The organism is Variovorax sp. P4_B11, assembly GCF_056402355.1.
Window position 1 is genome coordinate 28,810 of the sequence record NZ_JBFUHO010000026.1, and the last position, 16,635, is coordinate 45,444.

Here is a 16,635-nt window from a genome sequence, read left to right on the forward strand (position 1 = left end):
TCGGGCTAGAGCGCGTAGTCGCCATGGGCTTCGGGCTGGAACAGGACGGCGACGATCTCGGCGCCGCCTTCCTTGCCGCCCGGCGTCTGCCAGCGTGCCACCGAGCCGCGCCGGAGGCCGAGCAGGCCGCTGCCGACCGGCGACAGCACCGAGATGAAGCCCGCGCTGGGTTCCGAATCGCCGGGATAGCAGACCGTCAGCGTCTGCCGGCGCCTCGTATGGATGTCGATCAGCTCCACCTGCGAGTACATCGTGACGATGTCCGCGGGCACCTCGCGCGAGCGAATCACTTCGGCCGAGGCGAGGATGTCGGCCAGCGCGGGCGGCAGGAGACCATCCAGCAGCTTGCTGAGTCGGGTGAAGTCGTGTTCGGTGAGCGTCCGCTCGCCGAGGATGGTTGCATGCATGGAACGCACTCCAGTCGAATGCGGCCTGCCCGAACCCACGGGCTGCGGCCGCTACCGCGCGAGGCTGGTGCCCGGCGGTCGAGGGTTGCGCTACAAGGGGGAGAAGCGGATCGCCGGGCCTAGGAGTGTGCGGGCGTCAACTGCAAGCCCGCCGTGCTGGCCGAAAACAACGCCTGCGCCTGGTCCGCCACAGCGAACAGAACCGCGAGGGCAGCGTGGTTCTGGAGGCGGGCCGGGGCGTGCATGGGCCGAGTCTAGTGGCGAAGGGCGGCGGGCTCAATCAATGGCCTCACGGTCCTTGCCGATATGGAGCGCGTCTGATCAGTTGAGGACAGAGCAAAAACTGCTGCGCAGTTTCTTGATCTGTCCCGCAAGGTTTCTGATTGGTTGAGGACGGAGCAAGAACTGCTGCGCAGTTTCTTGATCTGTCCCGCAAGGTTTCTGATTGGTTGAGGACAGAGCAAAAACTGCTACGCAGTTTCTTGATCTGTCCCGCAAGGTCTCAGGAGAGCAAATCGCTCAGCGTGCGCGCGATGACCTTCGTGGCGCGCCGCAGGTCCTCGAGCACCACGCGCTCGTCGTTGCGCTTGGCATGCGACTCGAGCACCGTGCGCGGGCCGGCGCCGTAGATCACGCCCGGGATGCCGGCCTCGCCGTACAGCCGCACGTCGGTGTAGAGGGGCGTGCCCATGGCCTTGATCGGCTCGCCGAAGATCGCCTGGCCGTGGGTCTGGATCGCATCGACCAGCGGCTTGTTGCCGGGCAGCGGCTTCATCGAATTGGCCAGCAGCATGCGCTTGATGTCGACCGTGATGCCGGGCATTTGCGCAGCGGCATCGGCGATGACCTTGCGGATGGTGGCTTCGACCTCGACCGGATTCTCTTCGGGGATCATGCGGCGGTCGAGCTTGAAGACCACCTTGCCGGGCACGACGTTGGTGTTGGTGCCGCCTTCGATGCGACCCACATTGAGATACGGATGCGTGATGCCCTCGACCTTCGAGCTGACCTGCTGATAGAGCGTGTTCTGCGCATAGAGCGCGTTCAGGATGCGGACCGCGCCCTGCAGCGCATCGACGCCGGTGGTCGGGATGGCCGCATGCGCCATCTTGCCGTGCACCGTGACTTCCATCTGCAGGCAGCCGTTGTGCGCCGTGACGACCTCGTAGCTGAAGCCGGCGGCGATCATCAGGTCGGGCTTGGTCAGGCCTTTCTTGAGCAGCCACCCCGGGCCCAGGATGCCGCCGAACTCCTCGTCGTAGGTGAAGTGCAGCTCGATGCTGCCTTGCGCGGGTTTGGCGACGGCTTCGAGCGCGCGCACCGCGAAAGTGAAGCTCGCGAAGTCGCTCTTGCTGACCGCCGCGGCGCGGCCGTAGAGGCTGCCGCCGTCGACCTCGCCGCCGTAGGGGTCGTGGGTCCAGCCCTCGCCGGGCGGGACCACGTCGCCGTGCGCATTGAGCGCCACCGTGCGTCCGCCCTGGCCGTACTTGCGGCGCACGATCAGGTTGGTGATCGATTCGAGGCCGTATTCCTTCACTTCCTGCGCGGGCACGGCGTGCTTCTCGGCTTCGAAGCCGAAGGCCTGGATCAGCTCGGCCGTGCGTTCGGCGTGCGGCGCGTTGTTGCCGGGCGGGGTGTCGGTGGGCACGCGCACCAGTTCCTGGAGGAAGCGCACTTCCTCGTCGAAGTGGGCGTCGATCCAGGCGTCGAGTTGGGTGTAGTCGGTCATGTCAGTGGGCCGGTTCGGCGGCAAGGTTGTCGAGCAGCAGCTGGAAGGCCTGGACCGCCAGCTGCATGTCGTCGTTGGTGCTCGATTCGAGCGGGTTGTGGCTGATGCCGGAGTTGATGCCGCGCACGAAAAGCATGGCCTGCGGCATCACTTCGTGCAGTTTCATCGCGTCGTGGCCGGCGCCGCTGGGCATGCGGAACAGCGGCACGCCGAGCGTGTCGACCGCCTTCTCCCAGCGCTGCTGCCATTCGGGCGCGCTCGGCGCGGCGGCGGCGCGCATGGCTTCCTCGAGGGTGTAGCGCACACCGCGGCGTTCGGTGACTTCCTCCAGCGCGGCCAGCACGTCGCGCACCACGGCATCGCGCTGCGGGTCGTTGGGCGCACGGATGTCGAGGCTGAACTTGCAGCGCCCCGGGACCACGTTGATCGAGCCGGCGGGCACTTCCAGCATGCCGACGGTGGCGACCGAATCACCGTCCTTCGCGGCGCGCTGCTCGGCGAACAGGATCAACTCGGCCACCGCGGCCGCTGCGTCGCGGCGCCGGTTCATCGGCGTGGTGCCGGCGTGGCTGGCCATGCCGATCACTTCGCCCACGTAGCGCACGCCGCCGTTGATGGAGGTGACGATGCCCAGGGGAAGGTCCAGCTCGTTGAGCACCGGTCCTTGCTCGATGTGGACTTCGACGAAGCCGAGGTAGCGCGCCGGATCGCGCTGGATCTTGGGGATGTCCTCGTCCTTCAGGCCGGCGTTCGCACGCGCCTCGCGCATGGTGATGCCGTGTGCGTCCTTCTGGTCGAGCCAGTTGCGGTCGAAATGGCCGATGAGCGCGCCCGAACCGAGGAAGGTCGCCTTGTAGCGCTGGCCTTCTTCTTCGGCGAAGCCGACGACTTCGAACGCGAAGGGCAGGCGGCGGTTCTGCCGCTTGAGTTCCTTGACGCAGGCCATGGGCACGAAGATGCCGAGCCGGCCGTCGTACTTTCCGCCGTTGCGGACCGTGTCGTAGTGCGAGCCCGTGAGCAGGGCCTTGGCGTCGGGCGTGGTGCCCTCGTAGCGGCCGACCACATTGCCGACGGCATCGATCTGCACGCTGTCGAAGCCGGCCTCGCGCATGTCGGCCGCGATCTGCGCAGCGCAGGCGCGGTGCGCATCGGTGAGGTAGGTGACCGTGAGCTGGCCCTTCTCGGCATAGCCCGGGTCGGTGTGGACCGACAGCTTTTCCTGCCAGTCCCAGACCCCGTTGCCGAGCGCCGGCGTGGCGTCGAACTTGTCGTCCAGCCGGATTTCGGCGATGCGATGGATGTTGCGCAGGGCCTCGCCGAGTTCGAAGTCCGGGTGGTGGTGCAGCCGGCGTTCGAAGGTGTCGATGATCTCGCGCTTGGCGAGGCCGGTGCCGCGCGGGCCGCGCACCGCGAGGATGAACGGAAAGCCGAACTTGGCGTTGTAGTCGGCGTTGAGCTGCTGGATCTTCGCGAATTCCTCCGGCGTGCAGTCGGTCAGGCCGGCCTTGTTCTGCTCGTGGGTCGACTCGGCCGTGAGGCTCTTGCTGACCATCGCCTTGCCCGCGAGCTCCGGGTGGGCGCGGATCAGGCCGAGCTGCTCTTCGCGCGAGGCATGGGTCACGGCCTGCACCAGCGCATGCTTGAGATGCGGCAGCGAGCGGAAAGGCCGCGACACGAGCGATCGCGCCGCGATCCATGGCGAATGCTCGTAGACGCCGTCGAGCAGGGCGACGGCTTCGTCGGCCGATGCCGCGTTGAGTTGGTCGATGGTGAGCGCCATGTCAGTCTCCTTGCGAGGCGGCGTAGGGATGCGTCGCCTTCCAGTGCCGTGCGATGTCGAGCCGGGTGCAGACCCAGACCCGGTCGTGGCCGGCGATGTGGTCGAGAAAGCGTTGCAGGGCCACGATGCGGCCCGGACGTCCGAGCAGCCGGCAGTGCATGCCGATGCTCATCATCTTCGGCGCCTCGTCGCCTTCGGCATAGAGCGCGTCGAAGCTGTCCTTCATGTACTGGAAGAAGGGGTCGGCATGCGAATAGCCCTGCGGCAGCGCAAAGCGCATGTCGTTGCAGTCGAGGGTGTAGGGCACGATCAGCTGCGGCACGACCTGGCCGTCGGTCTTCTGCACCTTCATCCAGAAGGGCAGGTCGTCGCCGTAGTAGTCGCTGTCGTATTCGAAGCCGCCGTAGTCGGCCACCAGGCGCCGGGTGCGCGGGCTGTCGCGTCCGGTGTACCAGCCGAGCGCCCGCTCGCCCGTGAGCTTTTGGATGGCATCCATGCCGAGCCGCATGTGCTCGCGCTCGGTGGCTTCGTCGATGCCCTGGTAGTGGATCCAGCGCCAGCCGTGGCAGGCGATCTCGTGGCCCAGGTCCTTGAAGGCGGCGGTGAGCTCCGGGTAGCGCGCGAGCGCCATGCCGACGCCGAACACGGTCAGCGGCAGGCCGCGCTTCTCGAACTCGCGCAGGATGCGCCAGACACCGGCGCGCGAGCCGTACTCGTAGATCCCTTCCATGCTGATGTGGCGCTCGGGGAAGCTCGCGGGATTGAACATCTCGGAGAGGAACTGCTCGGAGCCGGCGTCGCCGTGCAGCACGCAGTTCTCGCCGCCTTCCTCGTAGTTGAGGACGAACTGGACCGCGATGCGGGCGCGGCCGGGCCATTGCGCATGCGGCGGATTGCGGCCGTAGCCGACAAGATCGCGCGGGTAGGGCAGGGTGCTGTCGTAAATGCTCATGGGTGTCAGGCCAAGGCCAGCGAGATGTCGTGGGTGGGAACCTTGCGGTCGAAGGTGAGGTTGGCCTCGACGTGGTCCAGGTGCTCGGTCATGAGGCGCACGGCGCGTTCCTCGTCCTTGGCGGCGAGGGCCTTCACGATGTCGGCATGCTCGTCGTTCGAGTGCTCCGCCGCGGTGGCGCTCTGGTACATCAGCGTGATGAGCGCGCAGCGCGAGATCAGTTCGCCGAGGATCTGCGCCAGCACCGTGTTGCCCATGAGTTCGGCCATGCGCACGTGGAAATCGCCCAGCAGCTCGGTGCGGCCCGAGATGTCCTCGCCCGACACCGCGGCCTTTTCGAGCGCCACATGCTCCCTGAGCGCCTTGATCTTGGCCGGCGTGACGCTGCGCACGAAGGCGCGCGTCATCTCGGCCTCGAGCATGCGGCGCACTGCGAACACCTGCCGGGCCTCGTCGACCGCGGGTGCCGCGACGAAGGCGCCGCGCGCGGGCTCGAGCCGGATCAGCTTGTTCTGCGACAGCTGGAACAGCGCCTGCCGCACCAGGGTGCGGGAGACGCCGAAGTGGTCGGCGAGCTTCTGCTCGGCCAGCTTGCTGCCGGGCTGCAGCCGGTGTTCCACAATGGCCTTGGTGAGTGCGTCGACGATGGAGCGGGTGGTGGTCGAGTCCATGCTTTTCATGATAGACCCAAAGCCGATAACTGTATACACTTTTGTCGACCGTAATTTCCCGAATGCACCGAAGGAGAACATTCATGGGCCTGAGCACTCACGTACTGGACACGATGCACGGCTGTCCGGCCGCCGGCATGGAGGTCGCGCTGTTCACCACCGACGGCACGGCCGAGGACGCCCGCGCCACGCTGGTGCGGCGCTTCACGCTGAACGCCGACGGCCGCAGCGACGGCCCGCTGTATGACAACAGCACGCTGAAGGCCGGCACCTACCGGCTGGTGTTCGATGTCGCGGGCTACTTCAAGGCCCGCGGCGTGACGCTGCCCGAGCCGAACTTCCTCAATCGCGTGGCGCTGGACTTCGGTGTCGCGCACACCGACCAGCACTACCACGTGCCGCTGCTGGTGAGCCCATGGAGCTACTCGACCTACCGCGGGTCATGATGCTCGCCCCCAGGTTGTCCGGCACTTCGTGTCCGGACGCCCACCCCCTACCGGGGGCAACACCAGCGGCCCGGCGAAGCCGGTTCCGCGGTGTTTCACCAACGGGCCTGGCTGCGCCGGCCGGGGAGACTGGCGCTGGGATTGTTTTTCGGCTGCGCGCAGCGCGCCCGTTGGTGGGCAGTCGCGGAACCGGCTTCGCCGGGCCGCTGACTGCGCCCCCGGTAGGGGGTGGGCGGCTACACGCAGTGAGCCAACCTGGGGGCGAGCTACATCTGCCCTTCGCTGAGGGTGTCGAGCTGGAAATGACCGCCTTCGTCCCACAGCCAGGTGTCGGTCCAGGTGACCTTGCCGAGCCGCGTGGCGGCCGGGTAGGGCGCGGCCACGAGCACAGTGCGCTCGATCTCGGCGATCACCTCGGGCGCGTGCGTCGGCGCCCGCATCCAGTGCATCGACAGGACCTTGCCGTCGGCATCGAGGTTGACTTGCAGCGTGCCGACCGCATAGAGCAACGGCGGCAGCTTGCCGCCGTAGATGCGGTCCTTGTTGATCTGGTAGACATGGCGGGCGGCGTCCTTGCGGTAGTCGCGCGCCGTGGCGGCGCTCGACGCGCGCGGCTTGCCGCGGCTGTTGTCGCCCGGCTCGGGCTTGGCGCTGCTGAGCTGGCCCGGAACCGCGCCGGTCGGCGTGGTGCTGCAGCCGGCCAGCCACAGGCTGGCGAGGAGTGCGGCCGCCAGGGCGAGGCGGCGCGAAGTGGACTGAAAATGCATCGGCGGGTTTATACCGCGCCCGGCCATGGGCCGCGCAACCGGAGGTTTCCAAGATGAGCGGCGCAGTCGACGAATTGCTGGGGCGGCTGGCGCACGAACGCGGCGTGCTGGTGCGCGTCGAGTCGACCCAGGGCTCGGCGCCGCGCGAAGCCGGCACCTGGATGGCGGTCTGGGCCGAGGGGCTCACCGCCACCATCGGCGGCGGCCAGCTCGAGTTCCAGGCCACCGATGAAGCCCGCGTCTGGCTCGCGGGCGGCCCGCCGATCGAGGGCGTGCGGCGCTACCCGCTGGGCCCGAGCCTGGGCCAGTGCTGCGGCGGCGTGGTCTTCCTGTCCTATCGGCTGATCGATGCCGGGGATGCGAAGGCACTGCAAGCCGAACTGCTGGCGCACCTGGAGCCGGTGGCGCTGTTCGGCGGCGGCCACGTGGGCGCCGCCCTGGCGCGACTGCTCGCTGCACTGCCGTTCGCGGTGCGCTGGATCGACAGCCGCGACGGCGTCTTTCCGCCCGAGCTGCCGGCGCAGATCGAGACCGAGCATTCCGACCCGGTGCAGCAGGCCGTGGCGCAGCTCGCCCCGGGCTCGCGCGTGCTGATCATGAGCTTCAGCCATGCGGAAGACCTCGATATCGTCATCGCCTGCCTCAAGCGCCTGCGCAAGCGCGACGACCTGCCCTATATCGGCCTGATCGGCAGCAAGACGAAGTGGGCGACCTTTCGCCACCGGCTGGAGGCACGGGGTTTCACGGCGCCGGAAATGGACCGGGTGACCTGTCCGATCGGCGTTCCCGGCATCACCGGCAAGGAACCCGAGGTGATTGCCGTGGCGGTCGCGGCACAGTTGTTGCAATCGCTTCCGCCTGCATGAGGCGCCCGGCCGCTCCGAAGGCGAATAACGAAGCGCTCCTGCGTGAAGGTGTTCCTGTCAATGGCGCTCAGGGTTTTCGAGCACGCTGAGTGATGCAAAAACCCGGGAGCCAGCCCTTAAAAGTGTATACACTTCAGTCCACAACAAGCCGCAGCGGAGCGAGACCCCAGCCCGGGTCTGCGTTCGCGGCACTTTCTCTGCTTACAGCGCCCGCAGTGGTGAGCAGGCCGGTACACCGCGGCGCCCCCACGCGCCGACAAGGTTGAGAGCACATGGAAAGCTACTACCTCGACTGGGCCAATCTGCTGTTGCGCTGGGTCCACGTCATCACCGCCGTCGCCTGGATCGGCGCCTCCTTCTACTTCGTGATGCTGGACAACAGCCTCGAGAAGCCGCAAGACCAGGAATCCCTCGACAAGGGCGTCGGCGGCGAACAGTGGGCGGTGCATGGCGGCGGCTTCTACAACATGCAGAAGTACGCGCTGGCGCCCAAGCGGCTGCCGGACCACCTGCACTGGTCGTACTGGGAGAGCTACTCGACCTGGCTCACGGGCTTCGCGCTGTTCACGATGTCCTATCTGTGGAACGCCAGCACCTACCTGATCGACAAGTCCAGGATGGACTGGCAGCCCGGCGCCGCGATCGGCGTCGCGCTGGCCTTCTTCGTGGTCTTCTGGATGGTCTACGACGGCATCTGCCAGTTGTTCGGCCGGCGCAAGAACGGCGACACCATCGTCGGCGTGCTGGTCGCCATCTTCATCGCCTTCGCGGCCTGGCTGGCCTGCCAGTGGTTTGCCGGCCGTGCGGCCTTCCTGCTGGTCGGCGCGATGATGGCCACGACCATGAGCGGCAACGTGTTCTTCTGGATCATCCCGGGCCAGCGCAAGAACGTGCAGGCGCTGCGCGAAGGGAAGCCGGTCGACCCGGTGCATGGCCAGCGCGGCAAGCAGCGCAGCGTGCACAACACCTACTTCACCTTGCCGGTGCTGTTCGCGATGCTGAGCAACCACTACAGCTTCACCTACACCCACAAGTACAACTGGATCGTGCTGCTGCTGATCATGCTCGGCGGCGCGGCCATCCGGCAGTTCTTCGTGGTGCGCCATCGATTCAAGCTCGGCAATGCGCGCAATCCGATTCCCTACGCGCTGTTCGGCATCGCGGCGCTGGGCCTCACCATCGTCTGGATGAAGCCCGAGCCGGCGGCGGAACCGGCGCCCGGCGCGGCGGTCAAGAAGGTGTCCTATGGCGACGTGCAGAAGGTGCTCGAGCAGCGCTGCTACATGTGCCACGGCGCCCAGGTGCAGATGAAGAACGTGCGCCTCGACACGCCCGACCAGGTCGCCGCGCATGCGCAGGCGGTGTACCAGCAGGCGGTGGTGACCAAGATCATGCCGATGAACAATTCGACCGGTATCACCGACGCCGAGCGGGCCTTGATCGGCAAGTGGTTCGAAGGCGGAGCCAGTACGAAATAGCTCGCCCCCAGGTTGGGCTCACTTCGTGTAGCCCGCCCACCCCCTGCCGGGGGCAACACCAGCGGCCTGGCAAAGCCAGCTCCGCGGTGTTTCACGAACGGCCCAACTCGCCTCGCGGCGAGGCGGGCGAAGATGGAGACAATGTCGAGACAAGGCGATCTATGACCACATCGAAACTGCAACCATCCCCCGACGCGCACTCGGCGCCGCGCGAATTCCTTGAGCATCTGTACCGCGTCGCGGTCGAGCGGGCGCTGCCGCTGGCCAGCATGGGCGCCTACCTCCCCCCACCGCCGAAGGGCCGCACGCTGGTGCTCGGCGCCGGCAAGGCCGGCGGCTCGATGGTGCAGGCGCTGGAGGCGCTGTGGCCGGCGGAGGCACCGCTGTCGGGCCTGGTGGTCACGCGCTATGGCCACATCCCGCCGCGCCCCGAGGGGCTGGCCTCGCGCATCGAACTGGTCGAGGCGGCGCATCCGGTGCCCGACCAGGCCGGACTCGACGCCGCGCAGCGAATCCTCGCGCTCACCCAAGGCCTGACGGCCGACGACCTCGTCCTGTGTCTGATCTCGGGCGGTGGCTCCTCGCTGCTGACGCTGCCGGCCGACGGGCTCACGCTGGCCGACAAGCAGCGCATCAACACCGAGCTGCTCGAATCGGGCGCCCACATCGGCGAGATGAACTGCGTGCGCAAGCACCTGTCGCGGATCAAGGGCGGCCGGCTGGCGGCCGCCTGTGCACCGGCCAAGGTCGTGACGCTGACCATCAGCGACGTGCCGGGGGACGACCCGGCCGTGATCGCCAGCGGCCCCACCGTGCCCGATGCGAGCAGCTGCGCCGACGCGCTGGCGATCCTCGACCGCTACCGGATCGAGGTGCCCGCGCCGGTGCGGGCGCGCCTCGAAAGCGGGGCGCTCGAGACCTCGAAGCCGGGTGATGCCGTGTTCGAGGGCCACGTGACGCACGTGATCGCGGCGCCCCAGCAGTCGCTCGAGGCGGCTGCGGCCGCGGCCCATGCCGCCGGGATTCCGGCCCACATCCTGAGCGACGAGATCGAAGGCGAATCGCGCGAAGTGGGCAAGGTGCACGGCGCCCTGGCGCGCGCCGTGGCGCTGCGCGGCGCGCCGTTCGCCAAGCCTTGCGTGATCCTGTCGGGCGGCGAGACCACGGTCACCATCCGGCCGCGGCGGCCCGGCCAGGCCAAGGGCCGCGGCGGCCGGGCGGGCGAGTTCTGCATGGGGCTCGCCGGCGCGCTGGCCGGCCGCGACGGTGTCTGGGCGTTGGCGGCCGACACCGACGGCATCGACGGCGTCGAGGACAATGCCGGCGCCGTCGTCACGCCCGACACGCTGCGCCGCGCCGAGGCGGCCGGTGTCAAGCTCGCCGACCATCTGGACCGCAACGACGCCTACGGCTACTTCGATGCCATCGGCGATCTGCTGGTGACCGGACCGACCCATACCAACGTCAATGACTTCAGGGCGCTGCTGATTCTCTAGCGTCGACTCGCCCGGCGTTGTTGCTGATGCGAGAATCCGCGACAACGCCGAGCCCCATGACTCCCCCCCCCGACCCGCGCCCGGCGCCCCGTCCCCCCGAGAGCTGGAAGGTCGAGATCTGGTTGCGGATCCGCAGGCATTTCGCCTTGAAGGTGATCGGCACCACCGCCTTCACCTGGCTGTTCTTCATCGGCTACTTCCACTTGTTGCGGCAGCCGGCGAGCCCGGTCGCGGTGATGCCGCTGACCGCGTTCGACCACCTGGTCCCGTTCCAGCCCCAGGCGCTGGTCGCCTATTTCTCGCTCTGGCTGTATGTGGGCTTTGCGCCCGGACTCCAGCTCAGCTTCCGCGAACTGGTGGTGTATGGGCTGTGGGTCGGCGGCCTGTGCTTGACGGGCCTGTCCCTGTTCTACTTCTGGCCGACCCAGATCCCGCCGATCCCGCTGCCGCCGACGGACTTTCCGGGCTTCGCGATCCTGCAGGGCGTCGACGCCGCCGGCAATGCCTGTCCGTCGATGCATGTCGCGATCGCAATCTTCACGGCCCTCTGGGTCGAGCACATCCTGCGCGACGCGGGGGCGCCGATGTCGCTGCGCCTGGCCAATGCGCTGTGGTTCGCGGCCATCGCCTGGTCGACGCTGGCGATCAAGCAGCACGTGGTACTGGACGTGCTCGCCGGCGCTTTGCTGGGCGTCCTGTTCGCGCTGCCGTCGCTGCGCTGGCGGCCCCGCCCCAGCGCGAATCCGACGGGCTGGAGCGGATATCATGAGACGTCACTGCCCGCGGGCCGCTTCGGCGGCCGCGCCAGGAGGAGCTGATTCTCGCGGGCCGACATCCACAACATTGCCGTCCTCAGGGAGACGGCCAGAAATGACGACGGACACCGCACGATGAGTTCGCTGAAGGAATTGCAGGACCTGATCCACGAGAAGTACGGCATCGAGGCATCGGCACTCGACCCCCATGCTTCGATGCGCGAGAAAGGCTTCGATTCGCTGGCGTTGGCCGAGTTCGTGTTCGCCATCGAAGACCGTTTCTCGATCGCGATGCCCGACGACGATCCGAAAATCGACACCCTGGCCGATCTCGCGGCCGTGGTCGACAGCATCAGGGCGACGCAGACCACCACGTGAACCCGGTTGCGGTCACCGGCCTGGGCCTCATGGCCCCCCACGGCGATGATCACGCCGGCGCGTTCGAGGCCTTGCTGCGCGGCCGTTCGGCGCTGGAGCCGGTCTTTCCCGAATTGCCCAAGGCGGCCGCCGCGGCGCGCGTGGCCTTCGATGAATCGCGCTGGTTCACCAAGCTGCAGCTTGCCGGCGTCGACCGTGTGAGTCAGCTCGCGGTGGCCGCGGCCGACCTCGCGATGCGGGATGCCGGCGCGCTCGGAGACATCGATCCCGAGCGCATCGGCGTCTTCTCCGGCTGCGGCATGGGCGGCGCCGCGGCGCTCGAGGCGGCCTACCGCGGCGGCGCACGGGTGCCGCCGCTGACCATCCCGGCCTTCATGCCGAATGCCCCGGCGTCGCAGGTGGCGATGCGCCAGGGCGCGCAGGGTCCGGTGCTGACCTATTCGGTGGCCTGCGCCTCCTCGTCGGTGGCCATTGCCGAAGCGGCCAAGGCGGTGCAGCGTGGCGATGTCGATCTGGCGATCGCTGGCGGCAGCGAGGCGCTCATCGTGCCGGGCGTGGTGCTCGCCTGGCAGGCGATGCAGACGCTGGCGAACGTCAAGCCCGGCGAAGAGGCCACTGCGATCCGGCCTTTCGCGAGCGACCGCAGCGGCTTCGCGCTCGGCGAGGGGGCCGCCTTCCTGGTGCTCGAATCGGCCGAGCGCGCACGCCGCCGCGGCGCCCGGGCCTACGCCGAACTGGCCGGCTGGGGAATCAGCTGCGACGCCACCCACCTGACCAAGCCGGACGCGCCGGGCCAGGCGCGCGCGCTGCGCCAGGCGCTGCGCCAGGCCGGGCTGCAGCCGCGCGACGTCGGTTACTGCAATGCGCACGGCACGGCCACCCGCATCGGCGACGTGGTCGAGCGCGATGCGCTGGCCGCTGTCTGGGGCGAGGACCTCGACCGCCTGCGCGTGAGCTCGACCAAGGCGCTGCACGGGCACCTGCTCGGCGCCGCGGGCGCGCTCGAGGCCGTGGTCACGGTGCTGGCACTGCATCTTCGTGCGTTGCCGCCGAACATGCACTGCGTCGCGGCCGATCCGGCCTGCGGGCTGAACCTGGTGCTGCCCGGTGACAGCGACGCGCCGGATTTGCATGCCGCGATCAGCAACTCCTTCGCTTTCGGCGGCACGAATTCGGTGCTGCTTTTCAGCCGGTCCTGAGCGCTAGTGGTTATCCCGGGGGATGCCGAAGGTCGCGTGGATCTTCTGGTATTTGACCGCCGGCTTGAGCACCATGCCTGCCGACAACTCGTCGACGATGCCGCGCTGGATTTCCTGCCACGGCGTCTGGCTCGGGGGGTACGGGTAGCCGCCGGCGGCGGCCAGCTCGGCGCGCCGCTTCTCGAGCTCCTCGTCGGACACCAGCATGTTGGCGGTGCGCTTCTTCAGGTCGATGCGCACGCGGTCGCCGGTGCGCACCAGCGCCAGACCGCCGCCGGTCGCCGCCTCGGGCGAGGCGTTGAGGATCGAGGGCGAGCCCGAGGTGCCGGACTGCCGGCCGTCGCCGATGCAGGGCAGGGCGGTGATGCCCTTCTTGATCAGGTAGGACGGCGCGCGCATGTTGACCACTTCGGCCGCGCCCGGATAGCCGACCGGGCCCACGCCGCGCATGAAGAGCACGCTGTGGGGGCCGATCTTCATCTTCGGGTCGTCGATGCGATGGTGGTAGTCCTCGGGGCCGTCGAAGACGATGGCCGTGCCTTCGAAGGCCATCGGGTCCTTCGGGTCCTCGAGGTAGCGGGTATGGAATTCGGGCGTGATCACGCTGGTCTTCATGATCGCGGAGTCGAACAGGTTGCCCTTGAGGTTGAGGAAGCCGGCGTTCTTCTTCATCGGCTTGGCATAGGGCCAGATCACCTTGCGATCGCTGGTGAACTGGCCTTCGCAGTTCTCGATCAGGGTCTTGCCGTTGGCCGTGAGGGCCGGCTTGATCTTGTCCTTGGCGATCAGCTCGGCGACCACCGCAGGCACGCCGCCAGCGCGGTAGTAGTCCTCGCCGAGGTACTCGCCGGCCGGCTGCAGGTTGACGATCAGCGGGATCTTGTAGCCGTGCTTCTCCCAGTCGCCGGTGGTCAATTCGACACCGATGTGGCGGGCGATCGCGTTCAGGTGCACCGGCGCGTTGGTCGAGCCGCCGAGCGCGGAGTTGACGACGATCGCGTTCTCGAAGGCCTCGCGTGTGAGGATGTCGGAGGGCTTCAAGTCCTCGCGCACCATCTCGACGATGCGCTTGCCGGTCATGTAGGCCATCTCCTGGCGGTCGCGGTAGGGCGCGGGAATCGCGGCGCTGCCGGGCAGCGTCATGCCGAGCGCCTCGGTCAGCGAGTTCATCGTCGACGCGGTGCCCATGGTGTTGCAGTGGCCGGTCGAGGGGGCCGACGACGCGACCAGCTTCAGGAACTCCTGGTAGCCGATCTCGCCGGCGGCCATCATCTCGCGCGCGCGCCAGACGATGGTGCCCGAGCCGGTGCGCTCGCCCTGGTACCAGCCGTTGAGCATCGGCCCCGAGTTGAGCGCGATCGCCGGGATGTCGACCGTGGCGGCGGCCATCAGCTGTGCCGGGGTGGTCTTGTCGCAGCCGGTGGTCAGCACCACGCCGTCGATCGGATAGCCGTAGAGCACCTCGACCAGCGAGAGGTACTGGAGGTTGCGGTCGAGCGCCGCGGTCGGCCGCTTGCAGGTTTCCTGGATCGGGTGGATCGGGAATTCGAAGGCGATGCCGCCGGCGTCGCGGATGCCTTCGCGCACCCGCTCCGCCAGCACCAGGTGGTGGCGGTTGCAGGGCGCGATGTCGGAGCCGGTCTGGGCGATGCCGATGATCGGCCGGCCCGACTGCAGTTCGTCGAAGCCGAGGCCGAAGTTCATGGTGCGCTCGAGGTAGAGCGCGGTCATGTCGGCATTGGCCGGATTGTCGAACCAGGCCTGCGAGCGCAGCGCCGGCGTTCGCGGCTTTTGGGCGGTGGACTTGGCTTTCTTCTTCGTGTGGGTTTTCATCAGGACATTCCCTTCAAGGTCTGGTCTGCATTCGGCAGCGCCGCGCAGTCGTCGATGTACTGGCGGACGATATCGGCAAAATTCTCGTGCGGCAGCAGGCCCAGGCGCGCCGCTCGCGCGGCCGTTGCGCCGCCGGGCCAGTTGGCCACGATGCCGGCGATGCGCTCGTCGCGCTCGAAGCGCACCCGGGCGCGCACCTTCGGACCGGCCACCGCTTCGAGGGCGTCGAGCATGTCGGCCACGCGCACGTTGAGCGCCGGCAGGTTGAGCGCCGTGCGGCCGCAAAAGGCCTCGCGCGTCGCCTCGTAGACCGCGATCAGCCCGTCGACGGTGCGCGACGGCGAGGACACCGGGTGCGACACCTCGGGCGAGACCGGGCAGATCGATTCGACGCCGGCCAACGGCTCGCGGATGATGCCGCTGAAGAAAGAGGAGGCGGCGCCGTTGGGCCGGCCCGGCCGCACGGTGACGGTCATGAGCCGCGCGGCACGGCCGTCGACGTAGCCCTTGCGCGTGTAGTCGGCCACCAGGTGCTCGCAGATCAGCTTCTGGGTGCCGTAGGAGGTCTGCGGCGCCGGCAGCGTGTCGTCGGCCACCTGCTTGGGCAGGGGCAGCGCCGGGTCGGGCCCGAACACCGCCACAGAGCTCGAGAACACCAGCCGCGCGAGCTTGCCGCCGCCGTTCACGTGGGCCCGCAGCGCATCGAGCAGCGCCCGCGTGCTGTCGAGGTTGGAGCGCAGGCCGAGGTCGAAATCGAGCTCGCATTCGCCCGACACGGCCGACGCCAGGTGGAAGATGCCGTCGAAGGGCTCTTCGCGCAGCGCCTCGGTCTGCGCCAGCAGTGCGCCGGTGCGGGCCTCGACCCGCGCGTCGGCCAGCAGGTCGGCCGGGGGCGGCGCGATGTCGGTCAGCACCATGCGCTCGATGCGCTGGCCGGCCAGCGTGCCGCGAGCGAGCAGGGTGCGTGCGAGGCGGGCGCCGACGAAGCCTCCGCCGCCGGTGATCATGAGTTTCATTGCGTTCTCCTTCAGTGCTTTGCTTTGCGGATGGGTGCGGAGGCCCCGGCGCGAGCGACCCGGGCAGCGGCCTGGCGACGGCGACCGTCGATGACGCCGCCCTCGACCAGCCGCTGTTCCCCGCGGATGAGGTGTTCGTTGGCGTGCAGGCGGGCCGCGACCGGGTCGTGGGCCGCGATGGCCTCGAAGATGGCGCGGTGCTCGCGCTGCACTGCCGTCATGAAGTCGGCCCGCCGGGCCTCGTTGCCGCGCGTGATGCGCATGCCTTCGCGCAGGTACTGCTCGAGAAAGCCGAGCAGCAGGCGGAATTGCGGGTTGCCGGTCGACTCGCCGATCACGCGGTGGAAGGCCAGGTCCTCGGCGACGCCGTCGCGGCCCTCGGCCACCGCGGTGTCGATGGCCATGAGGGCGCGCCGCAGCGACGCGATCTGGCTGCGCGTGGCGCGCTCGGCGGCCAGTGCGGCGATCTCGCCTTCGAGGACCCGCCGCACTTCGACCACGTGGACCACCGCCTGCACCGAGGTCAGCACGGCCGGGTCGAAGGCCAGCGGCTGGTTGAGAGGCGGCGGCGCGACGAAGACGCCGGAACCCTGGCGCGACTGCACCAGGGCCCTCGACTTGAGCTGGTGCACCGCCTCGCGCACCACGGTGCGCGAGACGCCGTGGGCCGAGGCCAGCTGCTGCTCGGTGGGGAGGCGGTCGCCGGCCTGCAGGGCGCCGCTTTCGATCTGCGCGCCCAGCAGCGCCGCCAACCGGTCCGACAGCCGGTCGACGACCAGCGGCTGGGGTTGGGGGGAGGCGGAATCCCGCACGGCGGAGGAAGAGAAAAAGGCGGTTATCAGGTCATCATACAAATTTTTTG

Annotated in this window: 16 protein-coding genes; 7 read left to right on the forward strand and 9 right to left on the reverse strand. The window is 68.5% G+C overall.

Features of this window, described 5'->3' with window-relative positions; translation table 11 throughout:
* Nucleotides 1-5: 5 nt before the first annotated feature.
* The 5 genes from AC1DYD_RS22125 to AC1DYD_RS22145 all read right to left on the reverse strand — a co-directional run bounded on the left by AC1DYD_RS22125 (nt 6) and on the right by AC1DYD_RS22145 (nt 5,548).
* Nucleotides 6-407: a GreA/GreB family elongation factor gene (locus AC1DYD_RS22125; RefSeq protein ID WP_478174902.1), complete on the reverse strand. Its 402-nt coding sequence runs from the start codon at nt 405-407 to the stop codon at nt 6-8.
* A 502-nt stretch (nt 408-909) separates the two neighbouring features.
* On the reverse strand, nt 910-2,136 hold the full coding sequence (locus AC1DYD_RS22130) for a M20 family metallopeptidase (protein ID WP_478174903.1): 1,227 nt from the start codon (nt 2,134-2,136) through the stop codon (nt 910-912).
* Between the two features lies 1 nt (nt 2,137).
* Nucleotides 2,138-3,916, reverse strand: a complete 1,779-nt coding sequence (gene uraD, locus AC1DYD_RS22135) for a 2-oxo-4-hydroxy-4-carboxy-5-ureidoimidazoline decarboxylase (RefSeq protein ID WP_478174904.1) — start codon at nt 3,914-3,916, stop codon at nt 2,138-2,140.
* A gap of 1 nt (nt 3,917) precedes the next feature.
* Nucleotides 3,918-4,868: an allantoinase PuuE gene (gene puuE / locus AC1DYD_RS22140; protein WP_478174905.1), complete on the reverse strand. Its 951-nt coding sequence runs from the start codon at nt 4,866-4,868 to the stop codon at nt 3,918-3,920.
* 5 nt (nt 4,869-4,873) lie between these two features.
* On the reverse strand, nt 4,874-5,548 hold the full coding sequence (locus AC1DYD_RS22145) for a GntR family transcriptional regulator (RefSeq protein ID WP_478174906.1): 675 nt from the start codon (nt 5,546-5,548) through the stop codon (nt 4,874-4,876).
* 74 nt (nt 5,549-5,622) lie between these two features.
* On the opposite strand from AC1DYD_RS22145, the gene uraH reads away from it, so the two are divergent.
* Nucleotides 5,623-5,985: a hydroxyisourate hydrolase gene (gene uraH, locus AC1DYD_RS22150; protein ID WP_478174907.1), complete on the forward strand. Its 363-nt coding sequence runs from the start codon at nt 5,623-5,625 to the stop codon at nt 5,983-5,985.
* Nucleotides 5,986-6,251: 266 nt separating this feature from the next.
* Here uraH and AC1DYD_RS22155 read toward each other — a convergent pair whose 3' ends face one another.
* On the reverse strand, nt 6,252-6,752 hold the full coding sequence (locus AC1DYD_RS22155) for a hypothetical protein (RefSeq protein WP_478174908.1): 501 nt from the start codon (nt 6,750-6,752) through the stop codon (nt 6,252-6,254).
* 53 nt (nt 6,753-6,805) lie between these two features.
* Here AC1DYD_RS22155 and xdhC point away from each other — a divergent pair, with 53 nt between their 5' ends.
* The 6 genes from xdhC to AC1DYD_RS22185 all read left to right on the forward strand — a co-directional run bounded on the left by xdhC (nt 6,806) and on the right by AC1DYD_RS22185 (nt 12,924).
* On the forward strand, nt 6,806-7,618 hold the full coding sequence (xdhC, locus tag AC1DYD_RS22160) for a xanthine dehydrogenase accessory protein XdhC (RefSeq protein WP_478174909.1): 813 nt from the start codon (nt 6,806-6,808) through the stop codon (nt 7,616-7,618).
* Nucleotides 7,619-7,890: 272 nt separating this feature from the next.
* Nucleotides 7,891-9,096, forward strand: coding sequence for a urate hydroxylase PuuD (locus AC1DYD_RS22165; protein WP_478174910.1), 1,206 nt, complete (start codon nt 7,891-7,893; stop codon nt 9,094-9,096).
* Nucleotides 9,097-9,257: 161 nt separating this feature from the next.
* Nucleotides 9,258-10,592, forward strand: coding sequence for a glycerate kinase type-2 family protein (locus AC1DYD_RS22170; RefSeq protein ID WP_478174911.1), 1,335 nt, complete (start codon nt 9,258-9,260; stop codon nt 10,590-10,592).
* A 56-nt stretch (nt 10,593-10,648) separates the two neighbouring features.
* Complete coding sequence (locus AC1DYD_RS22175; protein WP_478174912.1) at nt 10,649-11,410, forward strand: phosphatase PAP2 family protein; 762 nt, start codon at nt 10,649-10,651, stop codon at nt 11,408-11,410.
* A 72-nt stretch (nt 11,411-11,482) separates the two neighbouring features.
* Nucleotides 11,483-11,725 carry an acyl carrier protein gene (locus AC1DYD_RS22180; protein ID WP_478174913.1) on the forward strand — a complete coding sequence of 81 codons (243 nt, stop codon included), beginning with the start codon at nt 11,483-11,485 and terminating at the stop codon, nt 11,723-11,725.
* Nucleotides 11,722-12,924 carry a beta-ketoacyl-[acyl-carrier-protein] synthase family protein gene (locus AC1DYD_RS22185; RefSeq protein WP_478174914.1) on the forward strand — a complete coding sequence of 401 codons (1,203 nt, stop codon included), beginning with the start codon at nt 11,722-11,724 and terminating at the stop codon, nt 12,922-12,924. Before AC1DYD_RS22180 ends, AC1DYD_RS22185 begins: the two co-directional genes overlap by 4 nt.
* A 3-nt stretch (nt 12,925-12,927) precedes the next feature.
* Here AC1DYD_RS22185 and AC1DYD_RS22190 read toward each other — a convergent pair whose 3' ends face one another.
* Genes AC1DYD_RS22190 through AC1DYD_RS22200 form a run of 3 tightly spaced genes read right to left on the reverse strand, consistent with a single transcriptional unit; the run spans nt 12,928 to nt 16,585 of the window.
* The gene (locus AC1DYD_RS22190) at nt 12,928-14,757 is read right to left on the reverse strand and encodes an IlvD/Edd family dehydratase (protein ID WP_478174915.1); all 1,830 of its coding nucleotides are present in this window, start codon (nt 14,755-14,757) and stop codon (nt 12,928-12,930) included.
* Nucleotides 14,757-15,773, reverse strand: coding sequence for a D-erythronate dehydrogenase (denD, locus tag AC1DYD_RS22195; RefSeq protein WP_478174916.1), 1,017 nt, complete (start codon nt 15,771-15,773; stop codon nt 14,757-14,759). The genes AC1DYD_RS22190 and denD overlap by 1 nt, the downstream gene beginning before the upstream one ends.
* Before the next feature lie 11 nt (nt 15,774-15,784).
* Nucleotides 15,785-16,585 carry a FadR/GntR family transcriptional regulator gene (locus AC1DYD_RS22200; RefSeq protein ID WP_478174917.1) on the reverse strand — a complete coding sequence of 267 codons (801 nt, stop codon included), beginning with the start codon at nt 16,583-16,585 and terminating at the stop codon, nt 15,785-15,787.
* Nucleotides 16,586-16,635 lie beyond the last annotated feature (50 nt).

What these genes read in the sequence shown, in the direction of transcription:
- AC1DYD_RS22125 (WP_478174902.1), bottom strand. Translation starts at nt 407, where the DNA reads ATGCATGCAACCATCCTCGGCGAGCGGACGCTCACCGAACACGACTTC.
- AC1DYD_RS22130 (WP_478174903.1), bottom strand. Translation starts at nt 2,136, where the DNA reads ATGACCGACTACACCCAACTCGACGCCTGGATCGACGCCCACTTCGAC.
- uraD (WP_478174904.1), bottom strand. Translation starts at nt 3,916, where the DNA reads ATGGCGCTCACCATCGACCAACTCAACGCGGCATCGGCCGACGAAGCC.
- puuE (WP_478174905.1), bottom strand. Translation starts at nt 4,868, where the DNA reads ATGAGCATTTACGACAGCACCCTGCCCTACCCGCGCGATCTTGTCGGC.
- AC1DYD_RS22145 (WP_478174906.1), bottom strand. Translation starts at nt 5,548, where the DNA reads ATGAAAAGCATGGACTCGACCACCACCCGCTCCATCGTCGACGCACTC.
- uraH (WP_478174907.1), top strand. Translation starts at nt 5,623, where the DNA reads ATGGGCCTGAGCACTCACGTACTGGACACGATGCACGGCTGTCCGGCC.
- AC1DYD_RS22155 (WP_478174908.1), bottom strand. Translation starts at nt 6,752, where the DNA reads ATGCATTTTCAGTCCACTTCGCGCCGCCTCGCCCTGGCGGCCGCACTC.
- xdhC (WP_478174909.1), top strand. Translation starts at nt 6,806, where the DNA reads ATGAGCGGCGCAGTCGACGAATTGCTGGGGCGGCTGGCGCACGAACGC.
- AC1DYD_RS22165 (WP_478174910.1), top strand. Translation starts at nt 7,891, where the DNA reads ATGGAAAGCTACTACCTCGACTGGGCCAATCTGCTGTTGCGCTGGGTC.
- AC1DYD_RS22170 (WP_478174911.1), top strand. Translation starts at nt 9,258, where the DNA reads ATGACCACATCGAAACTGCAACCATCCCCCGACGCGCACTCGGCGCCG.
- AC1DYD_RS22175 (WP_478174912.1), top strand. Translation starts at nt 10,649, where the DNA reads ATGACTCCCCCCCCCGACCCGCGCCCGGCGCCCCGTCCCCCCGAGAGC.
- AC1DYD_RS22180 (WP_478174913.1), top strand. Translation starts at nt 11,483, where the DNA reads ATGAGTTCGCTGAAGGAATTGCAGGACCTGATCCACGAGAAGTACGGC.
- AC1DYD_RS22190 (WP_478174915.1), bottom strand. Translation starts at nt 14,757, where the DNA reads ATGAAAACCCACACGAAGAAGAAAGCCAAGTCCACCGCCCAAAAGCCG.
- denD (WP_478174916.1), bottom strand. Translation starts at nt 15,773, where the DNA reads ATGAAACTCATGATCACCGGCGGCGGAGGCTTCGTCGGCGCCCGCCTC.